The sequence below is a fragment of the Flavobacterium chungbukense genome (genome assembly GCF_020805785.1).
GTDB classification, from domain to species: domain Bacteria; phylum Bacteroidota; class Bacteroidia; order Flavobacteriales; family Flavobacteriaceae; genus Flavobacterium; species Flavobacterium chungbukense.
The window spans coordinates 311,496-337,733 of the sequence record NZ_JAJGZV010000002.1 but is presented as its reverse complement, the minus strand read 5'-3'; the positions used below and the strand labels follow the sequence as shown (position 1 = coordinate 337,733).

Here is a 26,238-nt window from a genome sequence, read left to right as displayed (position 1 = left end):
GGTTTAAAGTCCAAAACGATATTGAATTCCTCCTAAAGCCTGTGTGCGGGTTCCTAGAAAACCAGCTTCAACTCTGAACATGATATGTTTATTAAGCTGATATTGAGAACCTATAATAAAATTCCACATATCTTTTGGTCTTTTTTGAAGCGAATATTGAACCGATGATGAACTAGCAGTGCTCAAAGCGCCATCTAAAGTCGAAAGAAAATTTCCAGCACTTTCCAGCGCACGATTTGCCGTATTATGTTTGGCAATATTTGCAGGGCTTTTTTGTTCCGCAGGTGTTAAAGCGCTCCACCAAGAATCTACTTTTCCTTGATTTTCGGAAACTTTTTCTAATCCATTGTCGACTTTTGCCTGAGCTGTAGATAAGTCGATTACGTCTGATAAATTAATATTTCCATTTGTGTTTCCAGAAATATGAACTCTGAAACCTCCCACCCAAACAGCAATATTTTGCTCTGGTTTAGGAAGTTTAAAAGTTTTTCCTAAACGAGGACCAAATACATACGAAAAAGCGGGTTTATCTAAAGCACTTACATCTGTCCAAGCCATATTCATATCAAGAGCCAACCAACCGCCGCCAATTCCTATAGTTGGGGTCATTCCAAAACCAAATGTTGTAGCACTAAAACTAGCTTTTGTACTAAAATTGGCAATTTCAGACCAATTGTTATCTGCGTCCGGAATATAAATTCCCGCATTAATTTTTGTTGAAGGATTTGATTTTCCAAAAATTCCGTAGATATTTAAAAAAGGAAGCAGCCATATATCCGGACGAATAGTTAATGCACCCGCTTCGACAGAGGATTTATCAAAACGTACAATTTCGTCCAAATTATACATAGGACCATTATTAAAACCAACTTGAAGATTACTGATGACAATTTCAGAATCCTGCCAGAAATAATTTAAGGAAAGCCCTGCAGAATAAGGAAGCTTGTATCCTTTCTTTGCAACTTTATCACCCCAAATAGGAAGGGCATAAGGATAATCTGCAACTTTTAGACTGTCTTTGAGTTCTTGATTTTTTTCTCCTACGATTTTGTCACTATAAACCTGACCGAAAAAATGAACACTAAATAATAAGAAAAAGGCTGATATTAGTTTTTTACATTTCATTGACTTGAGTGTTTAATTGATTAAAATAAAACTGCTTGAAATAATGATATACTAATGTATTCTGAGGGAATTTAGGCTTATCTTTTGCTTTACTGGAGTGTAGAATATACGTTATTTAGTGTTAAAGTTAACTAAAAATTCTTTTGATAAGAATTATTTTTAAATAAATGTAGTTTATAATCAATGATTTATAATGTTTTTTCGAATGAATGAAATAATATATTATTTTTACACTCATGAAATGGATAGCAATTATAATGTCAATTTATTTGATGGCACTTTCAAATATGCCTTGCGCAGATATGGAAGTCAATAGCGCTATGCATAAAACGGCTCAGTTTTCTTCAGAAGAGAACCACTCACACGATAAAGACAATGATTTATGTTCTCCTTTCTGCACTTGTAATTGTTGCAGTGTTCAAATTTTAAGTTATCAAACTCCGATAATTTTTGAATTTCCAAAGGTTTGCGATCTTATTTCAATAGCATTACCAAGTTATAATTCCGTTTTTGCTTCCAATTTCTTCGGAAGTATTTGGCAGCCGCCTCAGTTAGTATAATGAAATCCTTTTTGTCCCGATAGTTTATCAGGATCACAATTTGGATTAGAGAAGGGTGGATTTTCCACAAAACTTAGATAGACAAGAAATTGTCTCATTTCTCATGTCATTATATATCTCAAATGCTAGATAAAATTATTCAGTTTAGTATACGGAACAAATTCGTCATACTATTATTTACCCTCGTTTTGATAGCGTGGGGAAGCTATTCGCTTAAAAAACTACCGTTAGATGCGCTTCCAGATGTAACTAACAATCAGGTTCAGATTATTACCACTGCACCGACCTTGGCAAGTCAGGAAGTAGAACAATTGATAACGTATCCTCTTGAACAAGCTGTAAAAACAGTTCCAGATATTATAGAACTTCGAAGTATTTCCCGTTTCGGATTATCTGTCGTAACCGTTGTTTTTGAAGATGATGTTGATATTTATTGGGCTCGCGAACAAATATTTCAACGCTTAAAACAAGCCGAAGAGAATATTCCGCCTTATGCAGGAACACCAGAATTAGCGCCAATAACCACAGGTTTAGGCGAAATTTATCAATATGATGTTTATGCCAAAAAAGGTTACGAAAAAAAGTATGATGCAATACAATTAAGAACCATTCAGGATTGGATTATTATTCCGCAATTACAGGGAGTTAGGGGAGTCGCAGAAGTAAGCACTTGGGGCGGAAAATTAAAACAATATGAAATAGCTGTTAACCCAAATACACTAAATAGTTTAGGCGTAACTATCACCGAAATTTTTGATGCTTTAGAAAAGAACAATCAAAATACAGGAGGTGCCTACATAGAGAAAGATCAATATGCTTATTTCATTCGCGGTGTCGGAATGGCAAAAGGAGTAAGAGATCTAGGTGATGTAGTAGTAAAGAACAGAAATGGTTCTCCAGTTCTTGTGCGTGATGTAGCTAAGGTTCGTGAAGGTATTGCGCTGCGTTACGGCGCTTCAACCAAAGACGGAAAAGGAGAAATCGTATCAGGAATGGTTTTGATGCTGAAAGGTGAAAACTCAAGCGCAGTAGTTAAAAGAGTAAAAGAAAGAATGGAGCAGATTAATAAAAGTCTGCCTGAAGGCGTTGTTGCTGAGGCTTTCATTGATCGCGGAAAGTTGGTCGATAATGCTATAGGAACGGTTACTAAAAATTTATTGGAAGGTGCTTTTATAGTAATCTTAGTTCTGATTTTATTTCTCGGAAATCTTCGCGCCGGATTAATTGTAGCTTCAGTAATTCCGTTAGCGATGTTATTTGCTGTTATTTTGATGAATGCTTTTGGCGTTAGCGGAAATTTAATGAGTTTAGGTGCAATAGATTTCGGAATCATTGTCGACGGAGCTGTTATTATAGTCGAAGCTTCCATGCATCATTTACAGAAACTTAAACGGAACGAAAATCTTTCCCAAGAAGAAATGGATGCCGAAATCTACAATTCGGCTTCAAAAATTAGAAACAGCGCCGCTTTCGGAGAAATCATCATTCTTATCGTTTATCTTCCCATTTTAGCATTAATTGGTACTGAAGGAAAAATGTTTAAACCAATGGCAATGACAGTTGGTTTTGCAGTAATTGGAGCGTTTATACTTTCGTTGACTTATGTGCCAATGATAAGCGCATTAGTTCTTTCAAAGAAAACAAAACACAAAGAAAATTTCAGTGATAGAATGATGCTTTGGTTTCAAAATAGATATACGCCATTTTTAAATAAAGCACTCCAATTTAAAAAAGCAGTTTTAGGAATTGCATTCGGTTTATTTGCATTAGCCTTAATTATTTTTCAAAATATGGGAGGAGAATTTATCCCGACTATTGCAGAAGGAGATTTGGCTATAAATGCGACCATTATGACAGGAAGTTCGCTTACGCAGATGGTAGAAACGACTACAAAATACGAGCAGATTCTGAAAGCTAAATTTCCTGAAATCAAGACTATTGTAACCAAAATTGGAAGCGGTGAAATTCCGACAGATCCAATGCCAATTGAAAGTGGAGATTTGATTATCGTTTTAAAAGATAAAAAAGAATGGAAAGGCAAATATCATAATTGGGAAGAATTAGCCAATGCGATGAAAGAGGAAATGGAAGTAATTCCAGGTGCTACAATAGAGATTTCTCAGCCGATTCAAATGCGTTTTAACGAATTAATGACAGGAAGCCGTTCTGATATTGCCATCAAAATTTTTGGTGATGATTTAGAAATATTGGATTCAAAAGCCTCAGAATTAATTTCGAAAATAAAAAACATTGAAGGAATCGGAGATTTAAAAGCCGATAAAGTAACAGGACTTCCTCAAATTACTGTTAAATACGATTATAATAAAATTGCGTTATACGGATTGAATATATCTGACATCAATCAGATTATACGATCTTCATTTGCAGGTGAAAGTGCTGGAAAAATCTATGATGAAAGCAAACGTTTTGATGTTGTCGTTCGAATGGATGAAAACAATCGTGCTGATATTACCGATGTGAGTAATTTGTTTATTCCACTTCCTAATGGCCAGCAGGTACCGCTTTCGCAAGTTGCCACGGTCGATTATGAGCAAGGTCCTGTTCAGGTGGTTCGCGAAAATGGAAAAAGAAGAATTACTGTTGGTTTAAACGTACGCGGGCGCGATATTAAAACGGTTGTAGAAGAAATTCAGCAAAAACTGGACAAAAATTTTAAACTTCCCGCAGGTTATTATGTGACTTATGGAGGTCAGTTTGAAAATTTAATCGAAGCATCAAAAAGACTTTCTTTGGCATTACCAATTGCTTTAGGATTAATTTTGATCTTGTTGTATTTTACTTTTAAGAGTGTAAAACAAGCTTTATTGATTTTTACTGCCATTCCTTTATCCGCAATAGGAGGAGTTTTTGCACTTTCGCTAAGAGGAATGCCGTTTAGTATTTCTGCCGGAATTGGATTTATTGCCTTGTTCGGAATTGCCGTTCTCAACGGAATTGTACTGATTTCGTATTTCAACCAATTAAAAACAGAAGGAATTTTAGATCCGCTTCAAAGAGTTATAATCGGAACCAAAACACGTTTACGTCCCGTTTTAATGACCGCGGCAGTTGCTTCGTTAGGATTTTTGCCAATGGCATTGTCAACAAGCGGAGGGGCAGAAGTACAGAAACCTTTAGCAACTGTAGTTATCGGCGGTTTACTCTCTGCAACTTTATTAACCTTAATCGTTTTGCCGATTTTGTATTTAATGCTGGAGAAGTTTATTAGAAATGAGATAATTAAAAAATCTGACAATTAGAAAATTTATTCGTGCATACAGAAAAATTTATCTCGCAGATTCAGCAGATCTTAAAGATTAATTTAAAAAAATCCCTTAAATCTGCGAGAGATAAAAAATAACAAAATGAAGAATTCAACATATAAAATCGAATTGAAAAAGCTTTGCTCCCAATGGCTATCGGGATTGCAGTTAAGCATATTCCTATTGGTAAGTACTGCTATTTCAGCACAACAATCTATAAGTCTTGAAAAAGCCATCGAACTTGCCAAATCAAACAACATCGACTTAAAAATAGCCGATAAAGAAATAGAACGCCAAACCGTTTTAAAGAAAACAGCTTTTCAGCCCGATCCTTTGCAAGTGCAGTACCAAGGTGGACAGTTCAATAGTGCCGATTTTGACCATAATGTTTCCATACAGCAGTTTTTCCCTTTAGGAAATGTCACCAAAGCCAATAGACAATTACAAGAAGAGTTGACAAAACTGGCTGAAAAACGAAAAGCTTTATCTTCTTACGAGTTAGAAAAAGCTGTGACTTTGGCTTATTATCAATATTTATACGGAATTTCAATTCAAAAGTTAAACTCAGAATTAAATGAGATTTATACTAAATTCCTTAAGAATGCTGAGCTGCGTTTTAAAACTGGGGAAAGTGGCAATATCGAAGTTATCAGTGCAAAAGCCAAAGTAAAAGAGATCGAAACGCAAAAAGAACAATTGCGTTACGATTTGGCTATTTACCAAAAACAGCTTCAGTTTTTTGTTCAGACCGATGAAAATATTATTCCAGATGAAGCAACTTCGCTCAAATTTACATTCACAGAAAATCAGAATTCAAAAGTGGAGGAATTAGTAACCGATTTTTATCAGCAGCAAATTTCGGTTTATCAAAAAGAAGTGGGAACGTTTAAGGCAAATCGTACTCCAAAATTGGGTTTAGGCTATTTTGCCCAAACCATAAATACCCAATCATTATTTCAAGGATTTACTGCTGGAATACAAATTCCGTTATTTGGAAGCGTAAATACAACAAAAGCGAAGGCGGCAGAGATTAGTATTTCGCAATCGCAATTGGCATTGGATAAAAACAAAATCATTTTAAATCTTCAAAAAGAAGAGTTGCAGAATAATTTTCTAAAACAGCAAAAAAATCTGAATTATTATCAAAACGAAGGTTTACAATATGCAAATCAGATTATTGAAACAGCGCAGAAAAGTTATGCCAATGGCGATTTGAGTTATTGGTCGTATATCAGTTTTTTAAATCAGGCAATTGATATTAAAAAACAACTTGCCGAAGCTACACATAGTTTTAATCAAAGTGCTATCGAACTCCAATTTCCAACCATCAAAAGCAATTAATCATGAAAAATATACAGAATTATTTAACCGCAAAGAGCGCAAAGATTGTAACGCAAAGTTCGCAAAGTTTAATTTCCTTGCGTGCCTTGCGCTTTGTCTTTGCGTGCCTTGCGGTTAACTTAAGCGCATGCAATGAAAAGAAAGCAGAAGAAACTCAAGAAGAAGAAAAGCCGAATACAGAAGTTGCTCTAACGGAATCTCAATATAAAACAGTTGGTATTGAAACTGGATTTGTGGAAGACCGAAATTTGAATAAAGTCATCAAAGCCAATGGTTACACTACGGTTCCTCCTCAAAATTCGGCTGAAGTTTCGACTTTAATTGGCGGAACTGTAAAAGATATTTATGTTTTGGAAGGAACATTTGTCAACAAAGGAAAAGTGCTGGCAACAATTCAGAATCTAGAAGTGATTGAAATGCAGGAAGAATATCATTCGGCAACTGCCAATATTGAATATTTACAGTTAGAATACAATCGCCAGAAAACATTAAGTGATGAAAATGTAAATCCGAGAAAGACATTTCAGGAAGTAAAAGCCAAGTTGGCAGCTGAAAGAGCCCGCGCACAAGCCGCAAAAAACAAATTGGATGCCTTGCATGTTTCTACTAAAGGAAGTTCCTCACTTGTGCCGATTGTATCGCCTATAAATGGTTATGTAGGGAAAATAAATATTGCTAAAGGCGCTTTTGCAAATACGGGAGTTTCTTTGTTTGAAGTGGTAGATAACAGTCAGATGCATTTGGATTTGAATGTTTATGAGAAAGATTTAGGTTCTATTTCGATTGGGCAGGTAATTGATTTTGTATTGACCAATCAGTCCAATAAATCTATTAAAGGAAAGATTTTCGGAATCAATAAATCATTTTCAAATGAAAGTAAAACGGTTGCTGTTCACGCTAAAATTGATCCTGCAGACGCAAAAGGATTGATTTCAGGAATGTATGTATCTGCTAATATAAACATTACCAATGCCACAGTTCCTGCACTTCCTAAAGATGCCGTAGTTCGAAACGCAGATAAGTATTTTGTTTTTGTTCAAGAAGAAGAGAAAGCAGAAAAAGATCATAAAGCAGGGGAAAAAGAGGAAGTTCATGAAAAAGAAGTCCATTTTAAAGCCATAGAAGTAGTTCCAGGTACAACAGATTTAGGTTTTACCGAGATAAAATTTGTAGATAAGATAGATTCTCAGGCAAAAATCGTTACAAAAGGGGCTTTTTATCTGCTATCTGCAATGAAGGGCGGAGGAGAGCATGAGCATTGATTTTTTTTAAGTTGCTAAGATTCTAAGTTGCTGAGGGACTAAGTTTTTTAGTTGGAATGAGATTATTTTTGATTTCAACGGAGGAGAAATCTATGCAAGTAATTCCGTTCCTAAAATCCAATCTTTGTCGAGCTTCTTGTGAAGATTTCTCCTCGTGGAAATGACAAATAGCGCGTTTAATCATTATTTTAATAAAAAACTTTACTACAAATTGATTAAATTTAGAACATAATTTTTAAAACAAAGTTTCAGGATGCAAAACCTGAAACTTGAAACCTGAAACTCTAAAATGATACATCAAGATATAGAAGTAAAAAACACAAAAAATAAAGCCAAACCATCTTGTTGCTGTTCACATGAAGAACCAGTACATTCGAATGATGACGGACACGATCACGGAGATCACGATCATGAACATAATGCGCAAGGCAGTTTATTTGAGTTGTTTCTGCCATCAATTATTTCCTTTATTTTACTGCTAATCGGAATTGGTTTGGATCATTACTTTCCTCAAAACTGGTTTACTGGATATGTTAGAATTGCGTGGTACGTGATTGCTTATCTTCCAGTTGGATTTCCAGTTTTGAGAGAAGCCTACGAAAGCATTATAAAAGGAGATGTTTTCTCCGAATTTTTCCTAATGTGTATTGCTACAATTGGTGCATTTGCTATTGGCGAATATCCAGAAGGCGTTGCCGTAATGCTTTTTTATACTATTGGAGAAACCTTTCAGGGAATGGCGGTTAAAAGAGCAAAATCAAGTATTAAAAGCCTTTTAGATCAGCGTCCAGACGAAGTGAATGTTCTTGAAAATAATGTCGCTACAAAAATGAAAGCCAAAGATGTCCAGATTGGAGCGATTATTCAGCTTAAAGCGGGAGAAAAATTAGGTTTGGATGGAGAATTATTATCAGATTCGGCTTCTTTTAATACTGCGGCACTAACAGGAGAAAGTAAACCCGATACCAAAAAGAAAGGAGAAACTGTTCTCGCAGGAATGATCAACGGCAATACTATTGCCGAAGTAAAAGTAACAACCGCTTATAACGATAGTAAGTTGTCTAAAATTCTGGAATTAGTTCAAAATGCAACTACTAAAAAAGCTCCAGCTGAATTATTCATTAGAAAATTTGCTAAAATTTACACACCAATTGTGGTTTATCTTGCAATCGCAATTTGTTTGATTCCGATGCTTTTTGTAGACCATTATGTTTTTAGTGATTGGTTGTATAGAGCGTTGGTTTTCTTGGTTATTTCTTGTCCTTGTGCATTGGTTATCAGTATTCCGTTAGGTTATTTTGGCGGAATTGGAGCAGCTAGCAAAAACGGAATTCTATTTAAAGGCAGTAATTTTCTAGACAGAATTTCGACCATTCAGAATGTTGTGGTAGACAAAACTGGAACGATGACTGAAGGTGTTTTTAAAGTGCAGGAAGTTATTATAAAACCAGAATTTGATAAAGAAGAAATTCTAAAATTGGTCAATGTTTTAGAAAGCCGAAGCACACATCCTGTTGCAACGGCAATTCATAATTATGTAGGACAAATTGATTCTTCAATTGAATTGAAAGATATTGAAGAAATTTCTGGACATGGATTAAAAGCGTCTTTTAACGGAAAAGAACTATTTGTTGGGAATTTTAAATTGCTTGATAAATATAATATTCCGTATGATATTGATCCTGCATCGATAGTTTACACCACAATTGCAATTGCTTACGAAGGCAAATTTGCAGGTTACTTAACTATTGCAGATCAAATAAAAGAAGATGCTAAAGAAACGGTTTCAAAACTAAAATCTTTAGGCGTAAAAATAACGATGTTGAGCGGCGATAAAGCCAACGTCGTTCAATTTGTGGCAGATAAAATCGGAATTGCAAATGCTTTTGGAGATTTGCTTCCAGAAGATAAAGTCAATAAAGTAAACGAAATTAAGGCCAGAAACGAAACCATTGCTTTTGTCGGTGATGGTGTAAACGACGCGCCTGTAATTGCCTTGAGTACTGTCGGAATTGCAATGGGAGGTTTAGGAAGTGATGCAGCAATAGAAACTGCCGATGTTGTCATTCAAGACGATAAACCTAGTAAAATTGCAATGGCAATTAATATAGGCAAACAAACTAAAAAAATTGTTTGGCAAAATATTACGCTAGCTTTTCTAGTAAAAGCTTTTGTGCTGATTCTTGGCGCAGGCGGACTAGCAACTATGTGGGAAGCTGTATTTGCCGATGTTGGAGTAGCGTTGTTGGCGATTTTGAATGCGGTGCGAATTCAGAAAATGAAGTTTTAGATTGTTTTTTAGAATTGGAAAAAGATTTATTCTTCTTCAAATTCTTGATCTGCAAATAAAAGGAGCTTATTTGTTCTAATATAGTCATATTGCAGTTTTGTCAGGAAAACAACTTTGGCTAACTGATCTCCAGTGTATAATTCATAAAACTGACCTTTGAGTTTATTTTCTTTTACAACAGATTGAATAAAATCAAAAAAATAATATCAATCCAATCGCTGTCGATTTTGAAGGTTTTTGAATAAGATTTATTATCTAGTTTAAATTTTAAAGTTGTTTTCCTTTTTCGACCTTGAAATTGATTCAAAATATCACTTGGATTGAATTCGTTATGAGAAATTTTTGAAAATTCCTTTACTAATTCAGCATAAGGATCTTCAAGATTTCCAAGTTCTGTATCAAACGAATAAATTAGGTTAGGAAAGACCGAAAGAATGTCATTGTAATCCATGATCTCTAATTCACTTGTTCTTTCCTTTCCCTCAGTTATTTCTTCAATTGTTAAATTTGAAAACAAACCAATTTTTGCATATTCTTCGATTGCTTTTTCAATTTCAAGGCTTGTTGGTTTATTTTTAAAATCTTCATAAGATGCAGAAAGATAAGTTACAAATTCGTTTAGTTTTTTCTCCTGTTCTTTGGTTAAGACCATTATTCCAATTTGGCTAACAGATGAATTATCGCCAAATACTGGAACATCATGAACTCTATACGGAGCATTTAAGTCGATTAATATTTTATTGAATATCTGATAATAGTTTTGAATTTCAATTTCACCAGCGGAATAATCGTTTTTCGATGATGGATAAAATCCGCTTTTTTGCTTATAGACTTTTCCATTTGATTTTAAAGAAACGATACAGTTGTAATAATTATCGCCATAAGCAGACATTTCAGCATCAGGCACAATTTTATATTCAAAATCAGTAAAAGCCAATTCAGGAAGTACTGATGCGGTTTTTTTATGAATGGCTTCCAAAAAAACTTCTGCTTTATCCGAATAATTCTTTGGGTTTATGATTGTAGATTTTTCACAGTACAAAAGAAAATCGATAGGCTCTTGTATTTTTTCTTCGTCTATCGCAGCAATCAAATTTTCATATTTTTTATCGACTATTTTATAGTCTTTTAATTTATCTGCAAATTCTTTTAGCTTTTCTGGAGCCATATAATCGGCTTTCAAAGCTCTAAATGAAATATCTTGCAGAAATTGAAGCTTGTATCCGTATGAATTATTATTTATTTCTTTTTGAAAGTAATGAACTTGTTTTTCGTTTATAAGTCCACACTCTTTAAGTTTAGCAAGATAGTCCGTAAATTTTTGGTTCTCTTTTTTTTTGTTCTTCTTCGCTGAGTTTTTCGTTTTCAATAGAAATCATATCAGCTAAAAAAGAAGAATAAAAATGCCCTGTTACTCTTTTATATTCACAGTGAAATAATCCATACAAATAGGCTGTACTTCCTTTTATTTCTATCTTATTTTGAACTTCCTTAAAATCTTTTACTTCTTTTTGTTCCAGAAGTTTAGTATCTATTAACTTTTGTAAAACAATATCTTGCGCTTGAGCATTCATAAAATTGAAGATAAAAAAAGTAAGTAGAATTGCTTTAAGGAATATTTTCTTCATATAGATATTTGCTAGCTGAAAATTTAAAAATAATATTTGAACACTATTATTTCTTTCAAACAAATATAGAAAAAGGAAATTAGCAGTTAACAAAAAAGCCCTTTTCAAAATGAAAAGAGCTTTTACTTGTTATAATTTGTTTTTGTAGATTAGAATTTGAAGTTCTTCTAAAATTTCAAATCAATATTATTTCCGTTAATTTCTAATTTCACTTCCGTTTTATTGTTTTCAGAAGGCGTTTGTGTCGGATACCAATTTCGATTAGGTCTTACCATAATCAATAAGCCTTCATCGTCGCCAATTGCGGCAAAAGCTTCCGTATTTTCGTTCTTAGAAAAGAAGTTTAGGTTGTGTTTTGCGATTAATTGATTTCCTAATTCTAATGGATTTTCATTTACAATTCCGATTTCACTAATATTTAAAATAGATTTAGAATTGAATGCTGCTGTTTGCGAATTATTAAGATCATGTCTGGCAATGAATTCTAATAAATTTCCGTTGTTATCATAAAAATAAACAGCGTGAGCATTCCAATTCTCAAAATTTGCAATAACATTTTGATCTTCAATAACAATTACATCTACTTTGTTTTTGCACCACTCAATCGCTTCCTCTAATTTGTTCTCTGGAATATTAAATGCAAAATGATAAATAGAATTGAAATTTGTATTTTCAACGAATTTCAAAACAGAATTTCCCGCTTGAATGCAAACTGAATTTTCGCTTTTTTCTATAATTGGGAGTTCTAAAACATCTTGATAAAAAGCAGTTGTTTTTAGAATATTGTTGGTCTGAATTTGAATTTGTTCTAACTTCATAATAATGTTTTTTTAGAAAATATAGCTTTTCTCTGTTTCAAACAAATTTAAAAAATGTAGCCTCTTTTTCGAAGAATATAGCATTCTAAGCTTCAATAAAAGTATAATGAAAAAGTATGGAAAAGATTGTTTTTAATACAAAAAAAGCCCTTTCAAAACGAAAAGGGCTTTTGTGATTTGCAAAATACTTGGGGCAAAACACAAATCATTTATTTTGTTTGGACTTTGGGTTTATTTTCTGTTTTTCTGAGCTCAATTAATTCTGGATTATACTTAAAACCATAATTAAGAAGTTCTTTTGCTGAAATAGTTTTTACTTCTTCTTTGCCTGTTTGCAGAAAAAGTTTATCTCGTAAAGATTGAAGTTCTATTTTTACTTTTGGGTCATTATTTAAGAACAATTCCTGAAGTCTGTAGGGCATTTTTATATGTAGCTTTTTTGCTAATGCTAAAACATCGCTTTCGCTCATCCAAGTATAATAACCAACTCTTTTCCATTCATAATTAAGCCTGAGTCCTGCTATTCTTGAAGCGTCAGAATCTTTAAATTCAGCCATTAAAACAATTCCGAGAGAATCTTTGTGGTTACGAATTCTTTCAGGATAGAATTTGTAATCAGTCACTGTTTTTTCGAAAATTTCCTTTGGTATTTTAATCTTAAAGTTTTGATCCAAATATTTATAATCATAACTTAAAAAATCAATTTTAGAAATAGAATCAATTTTTAAATCTCTTTTTCGCATCATTTCTTCCGTCATTTTCTGTGCAGATGCAGTTTTGAAAACTAAAAAAAGAATAATGATAATGTTTACTGATTTCATAAAAGCTTGTTTTAGAATTAATTATTTAGGCATTTCTGGCACCATAATTCTTCTGGTTGGCGTACTTAAAGTTTCAATAAATGCTAATAAATCGCTGATCTCCTCTTTGCTTAAATCTAATTTTCTCAACATCGGATCAGATTTTGGAATTAGCGAATCTCTTGCTGTTCCCAGATATTTCTTTTGAACTGGCGATGGATTTCCTAAATTGTACAATTCCACAACATCCAACAAAGAAGGAAAATGTCCGTGATGCATCCAAGGTCTTGTGTTTGCTACTTCACGAAGTGTCGGTGTTCTAAATTTACCAATGTCTTTTACGTCTTTGGTAACATTGTAACGTCCGAAATCTTCATTTTTTGTTCCGAATAAAGTCTGTCCATCATTATGAAACTGATTATCGCTAAAATATGGCGTATTATGGCAGTTAATGCATTGCGCTTTGGTTCTAAATAAATGCATTCCTTTGACTTGCTGATCGGTATAAATATCTGATTTACCGCTTACAAACTGATCGAATTTACTTTTCGGACTATTTATTGATCTTTCGAAAGTGGCAATTGCATATTGAATTCTTTGTAAAGTCACTTTTTTATCTCCAAAAGCTGCTGAAAACAACGAATTATAGCCTTTTATTTTAGCAATTTTATCAACGGCAATCGTTAATTTTTCATTCATTTCTAACGGATCAGAAACAGGAAATTGTGCTTGATCTTCTAAACTTAAAGCACGTCCATCCCAAAATAGGGAAGTGGCATACGCTGAATTTAAAATCGTCATCGAATTGCGTTTTCCAGTTTGACGATCATGTCCAAAAGAACGAGTTAAATTGTCAGTCCAGCCTAATTCTGGATTATGGCAAGAAGCACAAGCAATTTGTCCGCTTCGTGATAATCTCGGATCAAAAAATAGAATCTTTCCCAAACTTTCTTTTTCCTTAGAATACGGATTATAAGCAGGATACGGAACAGCTGGAAGTACTCCAATATCTTGAAATTTAGTTTTATCGACATTTTCGTGTAATTTCGCAGCGGGCCATTTCGAAGAATCTCCGCTAGAATACAATTTTCTTAATTCCTGAATATCAATATAATCAGGATTCTCAACGCTTTTATAAGCCGTAAGGCAAAGCATGAAAAGGAGAGGGAAGATTAGTTTTTTCAATTCTTTGTGTTTTTTTTGGTTTTGTTTTTTTTGTTTCAAGTTTCAAGTTTCAAGTTGCAACAGAACGTGAAACCTGAAACTTCTTTTTCACGCCAAAAGCTTTGTCAAAGTTTTAAACTTTGACAAAGCTCAAAGGCAATTATCAATTATCAATTATAAAGTAACTTCTTTTGGGCACGAGATGCTTAAAGGCGTTGGCTTTGTGTACACTCTGTTGTTGTACATTCTGTATTGCGTCGAAACTGTTCCTCCAAACAATTTGTCGTTTGTTAATTTTAATTCAAATGAAATTTCATATAAACCGTTGCTGATTTCTTTGTAAGTTCCTTCTCCAGAAATAGCAATTTGATACGTATTTGTTGCACTAGAACCGATGGTTAAATCTTGCGGAATTACGAGCACAGTTCCTTGTGTTTTGCTGTTTCCATTGGCAGGGAAAAACTCTAAAGCTGAGGTAATATTAAATCCAGGCGAGATTGCAGCCGAGTTACTTTCGTTAGAAAACCATCTTTTTAAACCAAAAGAATTTACAGTATTTGTTCCAGTAGCAACATTAAATCCGATTTTGAATGCATCATAATACACGTCATCATTTGGATTTGCAGTTCCTTTATCGCTGTAAAGAATCGCGTTTTCGTGGTCTTTTGTTACAGCAATCGGGAAAGTCAAAGCGTTGAAAGTCTGCCAAGAACATGCATTATTGACACTAAACCAATGTTCTCCATAAGTTAAATAAAATGCATTTGTGGGATCTGTGAATTTTGATGCTGGATAGGCTTGAATATCTCTAGGCGATTTTATCGGTTTTACTACAGTTAAAGTCAGATTTCCGGTTGCATTATAATTGGGAATATTAATCAAAGTAATTTTAGACTCATAACGAGCATCATCATTCTGAATATCTTCTAATAATGTTAAATGGTAGGTTATAGAACTTCTGTTATCTCCAAAATCATCGTGGGTTAGAGAATATTCAAAACCATTTTGAAATTTGAAGATTTGAGCGTTTTCTATTTCAGAAGGAAAAAATCCGTTAGGGAAATTTACTTTAAAATCAACTGTTTCGCCAACTACACCTTTGACAACCAGTTGATTTACAGGAAATGTATAGTTTGTTGTAATTGAGGTCAAATCAATTGTAAAAGTGTCGTTTGGATATTGAGTATTCAGATTTCCGATATGAATTTCAGGATCTGAAACCGTTTCTAATTTTAAATTAATACTCTGATTAGCAGACCATCTTTTATCAAAAGAAACAGCAATAGTGTCTGTTAGCTGAGTTCCCTGAAAAGTTAACTGATTAACTGGATTTACTGTAAAACTTTCATTATCACCCGTTGATGAAACGGCACTAAAATTAGCAGTAACCGTATTTTTTACGTTACGAGTTGTTAATGCAACTGGCACTTTCAGCGTCTTTACAGAAGTATTTACGTAATTTGATTGAGGAACCAAACTTCCGTTTACTGTTGGATATTCTAAAGGTGTATTATCACTTTTAACCAAGAAATTGAATCTTAAAAACGGATCAATTTCAGAACCTAATTTATAATCGTCTTTTGAGCAAGAAGTACATAATACTGCCATAAGCAATATGCTAAATATCTTAATACGAGTCATTTTGTTGTAAGTTAGGGTTAAGATTAGTGTTGAATGTTGGTATTGGCAGCACAAATTTTAAAGAAGGATATGTCATGCTGCAACTAGTTGAGATACAACCATCATTTCTCGAAATATTCTTGTGATCGCGCACAAGATCAAAAAATAAATGTCCTTCAAAGCAAAGTTCTTTTCTTCTTTCTAAGAGAATATTTTCTTTAAGATTTGTTGTGTTAGTCAATAAAGTTGCATTTGCACGAGCGCGGATAATGTTGACATCTGCCATAGCAACATCGGCTCTGCTGGTTTCTAAAGCAGCTTCGGCGCGTATTAAATACATTTCGCTCAATCTAAAAGCTACATAAGCAGCATTGTTTTGGAATTTTTTAGTGAAATTATAATTCACAGGAGTTAGCACACCGTTTACTAAAGTCTGCAAGGGCTGTGTTAAGAACAATTGTTTTCTTAAGTCGGCATTTTCGTATAGGTTAACGATGTCATTTGAAGCGACATATTTGTTGTAAATGGTTGCAGATGTGTAACCAAAATAGCTTGACATTGAAGAACCGACTGTACCTTCAGCATCTCTTGGAACCGAAAATTCTAATAAAATTTCAGAAACTGGAAGATCTGTTTTTGCCCATTCAGCAAGATAATTGTCTTTTTCTACCAATTTAATTCCAGAATTTGTAATAACATCATTTGCAGTATCGTATGCATTTGTCCAATCACTTTTCTGCAGATAAACTCGCGCAAGTAATGCTTTTGCACTGTTTATGTTAAAATAAGAATAGGTTGGTCCGCTAAGTACTAAATTTGAAGAATAGTTGCTAATAGCCTCTTTTAAGTCGGTTATAATTAGATTGTAAGTATTTGCAACCGTTTCTCTTGCCGGATATTGTATTCCCGCTTTAATCGATTTTGTACTATACACAATTCCTAAATGAGAAGCGTCTGTGGTGTAATTATAATCTTGACCGTAAACAATTGCTAAAAGAAAATGTGCATAAGCTCTTATTGTCATAGCCTCTGCCATAATTTGTTTTTTCTCTTCTTCGGTAGCATCTTTTAGGGCAGGCGTATATTCTAAAATTAAGTTAGCTTGATTAATAATATCATAACTTCCGTCGTAAAAAGATTTGAAATTACTAGTCAGCGCTAAATCATCAAAAGAATAAACCTGCTCTATGTTTCCAGCTGGCGAAATTTGCCCTCGGTTTGTTCCTGAAGCAGTTGGTGTAAATTTGATATTTCCTCCTTGCAGATCTGCATAAACAGCAAAACGTTCGCTTCTTACATTGGCTTCAACTTCTGTATAAAGTCCTGTTAGAGCGGTAAGAACACCTTGTTTATTTTGCAATAATTCATCAATAGATGTCTGCGTTCCAGGTTCCTGCTCCAAAAAATCACTACAGCTTTGTAAGGAGAAAATTAGAAAAAATAATGTGATGTATTTTGAATATTTCATTTCTTTAAAATTTTGCATTAACTCCAAGCGAGATTGTTCTTGCCTGAGGGTAGATAAAACTGTATTCTCGTATTCCGTTCATTCCTTTTGGACTTTTTGCTTTGTACCAATATGCCACATTCGAAGCATCTGCAAAAACAGAAAGAGAGTCCAGAAAAGTATTTTTTAACGGTACATTATAACTCAAATTAATATTGCTGATTCTCACATAAGTACCATCATAAACATATTTGCTTAAGTTAGAAAGAATTGGAGAAGAAGTAACTGCTGACTGTGAAACAATATCTCCAGGATTTCTCCAATGATCTGCTGCATTTATAGAAAGATTTCGGTTTAAAGTATTTGAATATTTATCAATATAAACATCAGAAATAAAGACATCGCCACCAAGTTGAAAATCTCCTCTAACAGATAATGTCAGGTTATTGTAAAATGTAAAATTATTATAAAAACCTCCGTATGCATCTGCCTGCGTGTCTCCAATTGGTACCCAGTCTGCAACAGTATGACCTTCATTATAAGTTTTGGCATCATAAACCTGTCCATCTTTTTCTACAAGATCTCGTCCTGTTGCAGGATCAACGCCAACCCATTTTATTCCCCATAATGTTGTGGTGCTGTAGCCAATTTTTTGTGCCAAAGCAATATTTCCTAAAGCATAATCGCTTCCTAAACCTTTTAGATCGGTTACTTTACTGTCTACTGTAGAAATATTGAAAGTAGTTGTCCATTTAAAAGGTTCGCTTTTTATCCATTTAATTCTTGTAGTAAGTTCAAAACCTTTATTGTACATACTTGAAGCGTTTAATTGCACCGAGTTATATCCCGTTTCTGTTGGAATATCTCTAGTTGTAATTAAATCACTTTTATTATCATAATAGTATTCAAGAGTTAATTCGATTCTTTTAAAAATATTGAAATCAAAACCAACATTGAATTTTGTGTTTTTCTCCCAGCTTAAATGACCGTTTGGGGCAGCGCCTGTAGTACCTCCGCTGTAACCGTTATAATTATTTTGGCCAATATTATATAAACCTTTTGATCGGTAAGAACCAATTCTTGAGTTTCCTGTAGAACCATAACTCACTTTAAATTTCAAGAAATCAATCCATGAGTTTGATCTTAAGAAATCTTCGTTACTTGTAATCCAGCTTAAACCTGCCCCTCCATTTAGAGCAACGTTTGTATCATCTCCAAAAACAGAACTTTCGTCACGCCTTAAATTAGCTAAAACATAATAACGTTTTTTATAGTTATAATTTACCTGAGATAAGAGTGAAACTCTAGAATTATAGCTGATTTCATTTCGATACGTTTGACCGCTTTTTGATTCGTCAATTAAAGGCGTTGCTAAATTATCGTCTCTAATCGCATCTGTAACTTTATTAATCTGCTCTGGATTCACAAATCCAACTCCAGATTTATAATTGAAATCTGTTCTATCTTCAGACAATTCAAAACCTGCAACACCATCAATTTCATGGTTTTCAGACAATTGTTTGTTAAATAAAACTTGTCCCTGCCAGTTCCATTTAGTTGAATTTCTTTGATTTAAAAGTCTACGTCCCCATGCAGGATAAAGAATTCCGTCTAGGGTAAAAGATCCATTAAACTGACCACTTTCGTTTGCAGCAGAAAAATAACGATCTTGTTCTTTATCAGTATAATCCATTCCGAAAAGAGTAGAAAATTTAATAGCATTATTTAGCTGATAAGATAAATTGATGCTTCCTAAAAGTCCAAATGTCTGCGCTTGATTTTTGTTTTGTTCAATAGCCGCAAGCGGATTTCCTCTTGTAATACCGCTAACGCCTAAATCTGCGTAAGAACCGTCTGCATTATAAACCGCAAGAGTTGGTAAATAAGCAAAACTTGCAAAGATGTTTGGAGAATCTTTTTGTACGTAACTTGGATTCAGCATCAAATTGGCGCTCCATTTACCAGAATTAAAACCTAAATTAATTCCAGCGTTTAATTGCTTCGTATCGTTACCCAATTGAGGTTCATCAATTTTTGTATAACTTACGTTTGTACGGTATGAAAATTTTGAAGTTGCACCAGAAACATTAAAATTATACTTGTTGTAAATTCCAGATCTGTTTAAAACCTCAAACCAATCTGTATTTATACCATTGTAAGCAACAGGAACATAACCTGTTGTGGTGTTTTTCATGTATTCGTTTCTAAGTTCGGTAAATTGCTCACCGCTTAGATATTTAATTCGGTTAATAGCCGATGAAACCCCAAGCTGATTAGAGAAACCAAATTGTGTTTTTCCTTTTTTCCCTTTTTTGGTAGTAATTAAAATAACACCATTTGCACCATCAGCACCGTAAATACCAACGGCCGCAGCATCTTTTAAAACCGATATTGTTTCGATATTTTCTGGCGCAATTTTCATTAATGGATTGGCTAAATTTTCTGCAGTATCGCCACTTCCATCAAAAACAGAGCTGTCAATACCGTATTCTTCACTCATAACAACACCATCTACAATAATTAAAGGTTGCGTAGAAGTTCCCGTTTTTGCTCCTGTTAAAGAAGATAAAGTTCCTTGTCCGCGAATATTGATTTTAACGGGACCACCAACACCAGAAGTATTTTCTACCATTACACCGGCAATTTGACCTGTAATCATTTTATCGAAACTTTCAGAAGCTTGTTCTACCGCAATGTCTTTTGCGTTTAAAGTCGAAATACTTCCAACTATTTCTTCTTTTAATTTAGTAGTTCCATAAGAAGAAGTAATTACAACAGGATTCAGTTCGTCTGTAACTTCTTTAAGGTAAAAGACAAATTCTTTTTTATAATCTGCTTTTTGCGATTGGCTTTCCATTCCTAAAAATCCAACTTCAAGAACCAAGTTCGGAATGTCATTTCCTTTTAATTCATAAGCAAATTTTCCGTTAAAGTCAGTTATAGCGCCCATTCCAGTTCCTTTGATGCGGATAGTTGCGCCAGGAAGCGGCTGTCGGTCGGTCGCACTGTAAACGGTTCCTTTAATAATTCTTTCTGTTTCTTGAATATTAGGATTTGATTTTTCAACAGGAGCAGCATTCGTCAATAAAACTTGCTTTTTCTGAATGTAATAAGAAATATTAGTGTCTTTTAATAACTTCTTTAAAGCAGCTTCTAAAGACACATTAGTAACATCCAAATCGACTAATTGATCGGTATCTATTTTTTTTGCATTATAAATAATTCTAAAATCACTTTGCTCTTCAATAGATTTGATAATAAAGCTAATAGGTTTGTTTTTTACATGAATTGTAATATTTTTATTTTGAGAAAAAGCCGAAAAACAGGATAAAAGAAAGCCTAAGAAAAATAGAATTTTTCTTGAATTGGGATGTATCGTAAATGTCATGTTTTATTTAGTTATGGAAAATTGGTGTAATAGTAATTGTGTTTTGTTTAATAGAATAATTAAATGGCGTGTCGCGTTTTAGAAGCTCTAAAATGTTTTCGACACTAGATTCGCTAATTTTTATTGAACCTGTAAAATTCTGTTTGGCCAAAACAGCATTTTCGTTGATAATTTCAACGTCGTAGGTACGTTCAATAATCTTTGCAATTGATGAAAATGGGGTGTTTTTGAATGTAATTTCGCCTAGAGTCCAAGCTTCATAAAATGCAGGATCAACTGTTTTTGTTACGATTTTCTTAGAGTCATTTTGCCAAACAGCCATTTGGTTGGGCTTAAGCAAAACGGCGTTTAAAGGATTGTCTTTTTCAGACATTTGAATACTTCCTTCGACCAAAACACTGCTCACGGTTTTTTCTTCAGGATACGCATTTACATTAAATTTTGTTCCAAGAACTTCTATATCAACTTCATCAGAATGCACAATAAACGGATGCTGCTTGTCTTTGGCAACATCAAAAAATGCTTCACCGGTTAAATAAACATTTCTTTTGCCATTAATTCCAAATTGTTCCGGATAACGTAAAGTAGTTCCAGAATTTAAATTCACAAGTGTACCGTCTGAAAGTTTAAGTTTGAACGTTTTTCCGTAAGGAACAGTAAGTGTGTGATATAAAACTTCTGTATCGAGAACTTTTCCGAAATATATTATTTGATTAGGAAATTTTCTCGCAACCAATTCGCCTTTGTCATTCACCAAAGCGTTCAGTTTTTTTTCAGAAAAGTATTCTAATCGTCCATCGCCTAATTCAAGAACAATTTCTTTAGAAGTCGTTGTTCTTTCATTAAAATAAAAAGCAAGCCTAGCTAAACCAATACATACAACAAGAATGGCCGCGTATTTAAAATACTTTCTTGTATTATTTTTTGGTTTTAAAGTAACAACAGGAACTTCACGTGAAATAGTTCCAGTAAGCGCTGTTAAAGCCCAAGTTTTTTTTAAAATTATAAATTGCTTTTTGTTTTCTTCTGAAGCATTAATCCACTCAAAAAGCTGTTCTACTTCTTGCTCAGATGCTTCATTAGATAAGTATTTATAAATTATTTCCGATGTCATAAATGCATTTTTATACTTCTCGCTATTATTAGTACACCTCAGAATTAAAATACCCTATCTTTTATTCTTAATTATTATAAATAAGGATAAAGATTAAGAACAAATAATCAGATAATTTGGTCTTTAAAATCTTCAAAGCCTTTGTCATGTGGGCTTCTACTGCTTTTAAAGTGACATCCATTTCTTGTGCTATTTCTGCATTTTTTTTATTCTCAAAGCGTTTTTTTATAAAAACTTCGCGAGTTTTGGTTGGTAATTCATTGATTGATTCCTGAATAATGCGTTCTAATTCTGTTAATTCTAGAGTGTCAAATTGTACTGAATTTAAAACTTCGATATTCAATTCTCTTTCTTGGTGGTTTAGGAGGTCATTCTTGAATTTATCTTTCACTTTGTTGTGACGGATTAAATTCAAGCATTTTGATTTGGCGTAAGTGTATAAAAAAGCCTGAATTCCGTTTATAGATTCTACGTTTTCTCTATTTTGCCATAAGTGTAGTAAGGCTTCTTGAGCAAGATTTTCAGCCTCATCGTAATCGTAAATAAACTGAATACTAAAAGATTGAATTCGTTTAAAATATTTATCGTAGAAAAACTTAAATGCAGTTTCGTCTCCTTCCTTAAAGGATTTGAAGAGATTTAATTCGAAACTGGTATTATGGTTCATTAAACGAAATTTACTTTGGAAAGCAATATAAGTAAATTTTAAAAATTACTCTGTTTTGCTTAGATAGCGACAAATATAAAAGTTTATTTATATTAATTCTAAATAAAATAAAATTATTAAATGTTTGGAGAAATTTTATTCAGAATAGGTTTAGAAATGGTGTTTTTTAAACGTAGTATTTGTCATTTCGACGAAGGAGAAATCGCACGAGTTATTCCATAAAGTGATTCAGCTTATTTTTCAAATGAAGTTTGGGTTTTATTCAAAATGAAAATTTAGAAAATCGAAGTTTGGATTGTAGTTTTTTATTAATTCAATTTTCTTTTCTCTCCTCCATTTCTTTAATTCCTTTTCTCTTGCTATAGCCTCATGAATCCAAGTGAATTTTTCGTAATAAACTAAAAATTTAATATTATATTTTGCTGCGAATGTGTTGACTTTCTGATCTATATTTTCTTTATGTTTTAAAAGTCTTTGCTTGAGATTGTTAGTTACTCCAATGTAGAATGAACTGCGGTATTCATTTGTAATTATATAAATATAATATGTATGAAAACCTCTTTGAGGATTTAGCATTTTAATTATTTTGTACGAATATACTTATTTTTCTATTCTTACATTCCCAAACTAAATTTGTCAATCTTTGTAGAGTTTCTAGTGTGATTTCTCCTTCGTCGAAATGACAAAAAAGTAGATCATTAATATTAAAAACGAAAAGTTCGCAAAGCTTTATCTAAAAAAACTTTGCGAACTTTTTTGCCACAGATTAAAAGATTAGAAGATTAAAATTTTGAAATCTTTTTAATCCGTGAAATCTGTGGCTATATTTACTTTTTTGGAGAAACTTAGCGAACTTTCAAAAGCATTGTTATTTAGCAAAGCTTTGTAAAAAAAAAACTTAGCGAACTTTGCGTAAATCTTAGTGCCCTTTGGGGTTAAAAAATCAAAAAACAGCTTTCGTATTAAAATTCCTCCACCCAAAACCAATCAAAAGTAAAATGAAAAGCAATAATGGCAAAAAGGCTTTTCCAAAACTAATTTCTGAAGAATCTCGAAAAGTTTCTACTTTAAAATCTTTCCAATTTTGCTGATCTACTGCAGCATTGTCAAATATTTTTGGGTAAAAATGCAAACGTAGTTTTTCATGAAATTTTGTCGTTTCTTTCAAAAATAAAAGTTGGTTTCCTAAATCAGCATGAGCGATTTCGTTTAATTGTAATTGCGTGTGCAGGGTTGGAATAAATTGTGCAATTCTTTGGCTAGCAAGGTTTCGCTGTTGTAATTTTGTTTCTAATTCTCTTGACAATATAGCCGATTCGTCGTCGCCCATTTGCTGCATAGCATAATACCAAAGCCAGCTGAATTCTTTATCTTCGGGTATTTTATAACCTTTAAACTGCGGATAATGTTTATAGAATTTCTCCATCGTTTCATTTTTATCCGTATCCCATTTTTCATGATAGGCATTTCGCTGTTTTAAAGTCAGTTCTAAAGCTTCGGGAACTTGATACTGATTTACGATATAAGCGTTGATTCCTGCTGGAACAATAATAATTAAAAACAGCCAAATCGTTAAGAGAATTACCGCATTAAAATTGGAATTTTTCTGTAAGGAAACAATAAAGAAACTGACAGCAAACCAAAATAAAATGTACAAAACTCCAAGTCCGTAGAAAATAAAGAAAGCCGAATCTAGTGGGATATGCAAGAATAAAACAGCGGCAAAAAGCAAAAATGTAAGCAATGCTATTAGACTTAAGATTCTGACGTAAAATAATTTTAGAATAAAAAGAAAGGTGTTTTGACTTTGAGTTGCGACAATTTTCCACGTGCCGCTTTCTTTTTCTTCCGAAATAAGGTTGTATGAAAAGGCAATGATTAAAAGTGGAAAAAGATAAATCAGCACAAAACCAAAATCAATATTTCCTGCCAAAAGATTGTTCGGATTATTGAGTTCCGAATCGTATTTCTGACCTTCTAAACCACGAATCGTAACACTTTGAATCGACGGATTCACATCGCGTTGTCCGATGGCTAAACTATTTATTGGCAATGTATTATTAACCAAAGAAAATTTGATGTAATACAATAAAAGCCCTATTTCGTCTTTGTGAAAAGCAGCATTTCTGGCAATATGTTCTTTTTGATAAATAGAGGCTTCCTTAATGTTATTTTGTTGCTTATCCTGAAACTGTTTTCCAACTAAAAGACTAATAAAACCAATGCATAATAAGAAAAGAAGCCCAATTTTGGTTCCTTTCGATCGAATGAAATTTTTAAATAATAATGCTAACATATTAAATGGCTTTAAGTTTTTTGGATGCAATTTGAATTAAAATAATAAGCGCTGCAATCCAGAGAATAATCGAAATAATGGAAACCGCTTCGTTTTTAAGAATTGTTCCAATAGTTTTAGCTTCGTAATGAAATTCTTCTACATCTGCCCAATGCTCTTTGCCAATTGTCAATGGCTTATCATTTGGTCCAGGTTTTTTATTGCTGATGTATTTAATCTGCAAAGCATTCATTTTCTGAGCCATTTTATAACGATAATCTTCGGCTTGTTTCTGAAAATCGACATAAGATTCATAATCCGTATTCGACAAGCCCATCGATAGGTTTTTTATCGCGATAAATGGATTTAGAAAAGAGACTGTTTTAGAAAAACTATTCTGTTGTTTGTAGACATTTAAAAGTTCTTCTAAATGTTCGTTGTAAATTCTAGAGCTTATTTTTTCGCCTTCGGTCATAATATATCCCGAATAATTGAACGGAAGTTTCTGTACGGAATCTACTTTGTAAGCACGAAGCAAAGAATCTTTAATCGTTTTATAATGCGGATCATTCGGATTATGACTATCACCTTGTTTTAAAATGTCTTTCTCAATGTCGCTATTAAACTGAATTTTAGAAGGCGCTTCATAAATATAAGCTCCAATTGCCTGTGTCGTTCTTGGCAAAATAATCGTAAAAAGCAGCCAGATTCCGATAAGCGTAATCAATGCTTTTTTGGAAGTTTTACTAACTGCCGAAATCAAAACTGCAATAACGCAGAAGAATAGGAGATAGGCAAGATGAAAAAGTATAAACAATATCATTTTTATGGCTTCGTCAGCTGTAACGGTAAAGTCTTGAAAAAACAGCCACACCAAAACCAAAACAATAATGGTTGGAACAAAAAGCATCATAATAACGCTGGCAATTCCTAATATTTTTCCAATTAAAAGCTGTTTCCAGTTAATTCCTTGCGTTAAAAGAATTTTTAGAGTTCCATTTTCACGTTCGTAAGCAATAGCATTAAATCCTAAAAAGAAGATTAATAAAGGCAGTAAAACCTGTAAAACCATTGCAATGCTGATTTCTCCAAAGCGAAGCATGCTGTTAGAAAATCCCGCTTCAGAGAAATTGGCGGTATTTTGTTTGTGTGCTTCAAGGAATATAGCATTCCCAAAGAACGGTTCCATCCCAAATTCAAAAACACTTAAAGGTGTACTTTTTCTAAACGCAAAATTGCCATAATGCGCCATTCGATGCGGATTTTTATCCGGATTTTTCAGCCAGTCTTCTCTCGATTCGTGCTGGTATTTTTCGCTGGTTTCGTTCTGGTTTTTATAATTTTCCCAACCCGAAAATGTAGCGTATAAAAGCAAAATACCAATAAAAAAAGTAATGATATATAAAGCTGTATTTTTAAAAACCGACTGTCTAAAATGGCTGGCTATTAAAAGTTCTGAGTGTAATATTTTCATAT

At 33.3% G+C, this 26,238-nt stretch carries 19 protein-coding genes; 5 read left to right on the top strand and 14 right to left on the bottom strand.

Annotated elements, in window-relative coordinates; genetic code table 11:
- Positions 1-3 precede the first annotated feature (3 nt).
- A complete protein-coding gene (locus LL966_RS06665; RefSeq protein WP_229351480.1) occupies positions 4-1,125 on the bottom strand; it encodes a hypothetical protein in 1,122 nt (373 codons plus the stop codon).
- A gap of 236 nt (positions 1,126-1,361) precedes the next feature.
- Here LL966_RS06665 and LL966_RS06660 point away from each other — a divergent pair, with 236 nt between their 5' ends.
- The 5 genes from LL966_RS06660 (at position 1,362) to LL966_RS06640 (ending at position 9,841) form a co-directional block, all read left to right on the top strand.
- Entirely contained in the window at positions 1,362-1,685 is a 324-nt protein-coding gene (locus LL966_RS06660; protein ID WP_229351478.1) for a DUF6660 family protein, read from the top strand.
- A 122-nt stretch (positions 1,686-1,807) separates the two neighbouring features.
- A complete protein-coding gene (locus LL966_RS06655; RefSeq protein WP_317207128.1) occupies positions 1,808-4,945 on the top strand; it encodes an efflux RND transporter permease subunit in 3,138 nt (1,045 codons plus the stop codon).
- A gap of 105 nt (positions 4,946-5,050) precedes the next feature.
- The gene (locus tag LL966_RS06650) at positions 5,051-6,289 is read left to right on the top strand and encodes a TolC family protein (RefSeq protein ID WP_229351475.1); all 1,239 of its coding nucleotides are present in this window, start codon (positions 5,051-5,053) and stop codon (positions 6,287-6,289) included.
- A gap of 2 nt (positions 6,290-6,291) precedes the next feature.
- Positions 6,292-7,551 (top strand): efflux RND transporter periplasmic adaptor subunit, encoded by a 1,260-nt coding sequence (locus tag LL966_RS06645; protein WP_229351472.1) that lies wholly within the window; start codon positions 6,292-6,294, stop codon positions 7,549-7,551.
- A gap of 289 nt (positions 7,552-7,840) precedes the next feature.
- Positions 7,841-9,841, top strand: a complete 2,001-nt coding sequence (locus LL966_RS06640) for a heavy metal translocating P-type ATPase (protein ID WP_229351469.1) — start codon at positions 7,841-7,843, stop codon at positions 9,839-9,841.
- 172 nt (positions 9,842-10,013) lie between these two features.
- Here the strand turns inward: LL966_RS06640 and LL966_RS06635 are convergent, their stop codons facing one another.
- The 13 genes from LL966_RS06635 to LL966_RS06575 all read right to left on the bottom strand — a co-directional run bounded on the left by LL966_RS06635 (position 10,014) and on the right by LL966_RS06575 (position 26,236).
- Entirely contained in the window at positions 10,014-11,009 is a 996-nt protein-coding gene (locus LL966_RS06635) for a hypothetical protein (RefSeq protein ID WP_229351466.1), read from the bottom strand.
- A 130-nt stretch (positions 11,010-11,139) separates the two neighbouring features.
- Positions 11,140-11,415 (bottom strand): hypothetical protein, encoded by a 276-nt coding sequence (locus LL966_RS06630; protein ID WP_229351463.1) that lies wholly within the window; start codon positions 11,413-11,415, stop codon positions 11,140-11,142.
- Between the two features lie 221 nt (positions 11,416-11,636).
- A complete protein-coding gene (locus LL966_RS06625; protein ID WP_229351461.1) occupies positions 11,637-12,287 on the bottom strand; it encodes a VOC family protein in 651 nt (216 codons plus the stop codon).
- A gap of 209 nt (positions 12,288-12,496) precedes the next feature.
- Positions 12,497-13,108, bottom strand: a complete 612-nt coding sequence (locus LL966_RS06620; RefSeq protein ID WP_229351459.1) for a hypothetical protein — start codon at positions 13,106-13,108, stop codon at positions 12,497-12,499.
- A 21-nt stretch (positions 13,109-13,129) separates the two neighbouring features.
- A complete protein-coding gene (locus LL966_RS06615; protein ID WP_229351457.1) occupies positions 13,130-14,272 on the bottom strand; it encodes a cytochrome-c peroxidase in 1,143 nt (380 codons plus the stop codon).
- Positions 14,273-14,425: 153 nt separating this feature from the next.
- Positions 14,426-15,859, bottom strand: coding sequence for a hypothetical protein (locus LL966_RS06610; RefSeq protein WP_229351455.1), 1,434 nt, complete (start codon positions 15,857-15,859; stop codon positions 14,426-14,428).
- 19 nt (positions 15,860-15,878) lie between these two features.
- The gene (locus LL966_RS06605) at positions 15,879-17,339 is read right to left on the bottom strand and encodes a RagB/SusD family nutrient uptake outer membrane protein (RefSeq protein ID WP_229351453.1); all 1,461 of its coding nucleotides are present in this window, start codon (positions 17,337-17,339) and stop codon (positions 15,879-15,881) included.
- 4 nt (positions 17,340-17,343) lie between these two features.
- Positions 17,344-20,706 (bottom strand): SusC/RagA family TonB-linked outer membrane protein, encoded by a 3,363-nt coding sequence (locus LL966_RS06600; RefSeq protein ID WP_229351451.1) that lies wholly within the window; start codon positions 20,704-20,706, stop codon positions 17,344-17,346.
- A 7-nt stretch (positions 20,707-20,713) separates the two neighbouring features.
- Positions 20,714-21,820: a FecR family protein gene (locus LL966_RS06595; protein WP_229351448.1), complete on the bottom strand. Its 1,107-nt coding sequence runs from the start codon at positions 21,818-21,820 to the stop codon at positions 20,714-20,716.
- A gap of 67 nt (positions 21,821-21,887) precedes the next feature.
- A complete protein-coding gene (locus LL966_RS06590) occupies positions 21,888-22,487 on the bottom strand; it encodes an RNA polymerase sigma-70 factor (protein WP_229351445.1) in 600 nt (199 codons plus the stop codon).
- Between the two features lie 258 nt (positions 22,488-22,745).
- Positions 22,746-23,063 carry a GIY-YIG nuclease family protein gene (locus tag LL966_RS06585; protein WP_229351441.1) on the bottom strand — a complete coding sequence of 106 codons (318 nt, stop codon included), beginning with the start codon at positions 23,061-23,063 and terminating at the stop codon, positions 22,746-22,748.
- A gap of 367 nt (positions 23,064-23,430) precedes the next feature.
- Positions 23,431-24,783, bottom strand: a complete 1,353-nt coding sequence (locus LL966_RS06580) for a DUF3526 domain-containing protein (protein WP_229351439.1) — start codon at positions 24,781-24,783, stop codon at positions 23,431-23,433.
- 1 nt (position 24,784) lies between these two features.
- A complete protein-coding gene (locus LL966_RS06575) occupies positions 24,785-26,236 on the bottom strand; it encodes an ABC transporter permease (protein ID WP_229351438.1) in 1,452 nt (483 codons plus the stop codon).
- Positions 26,237-26,238 lie beyond the last annotated feature (2 nt).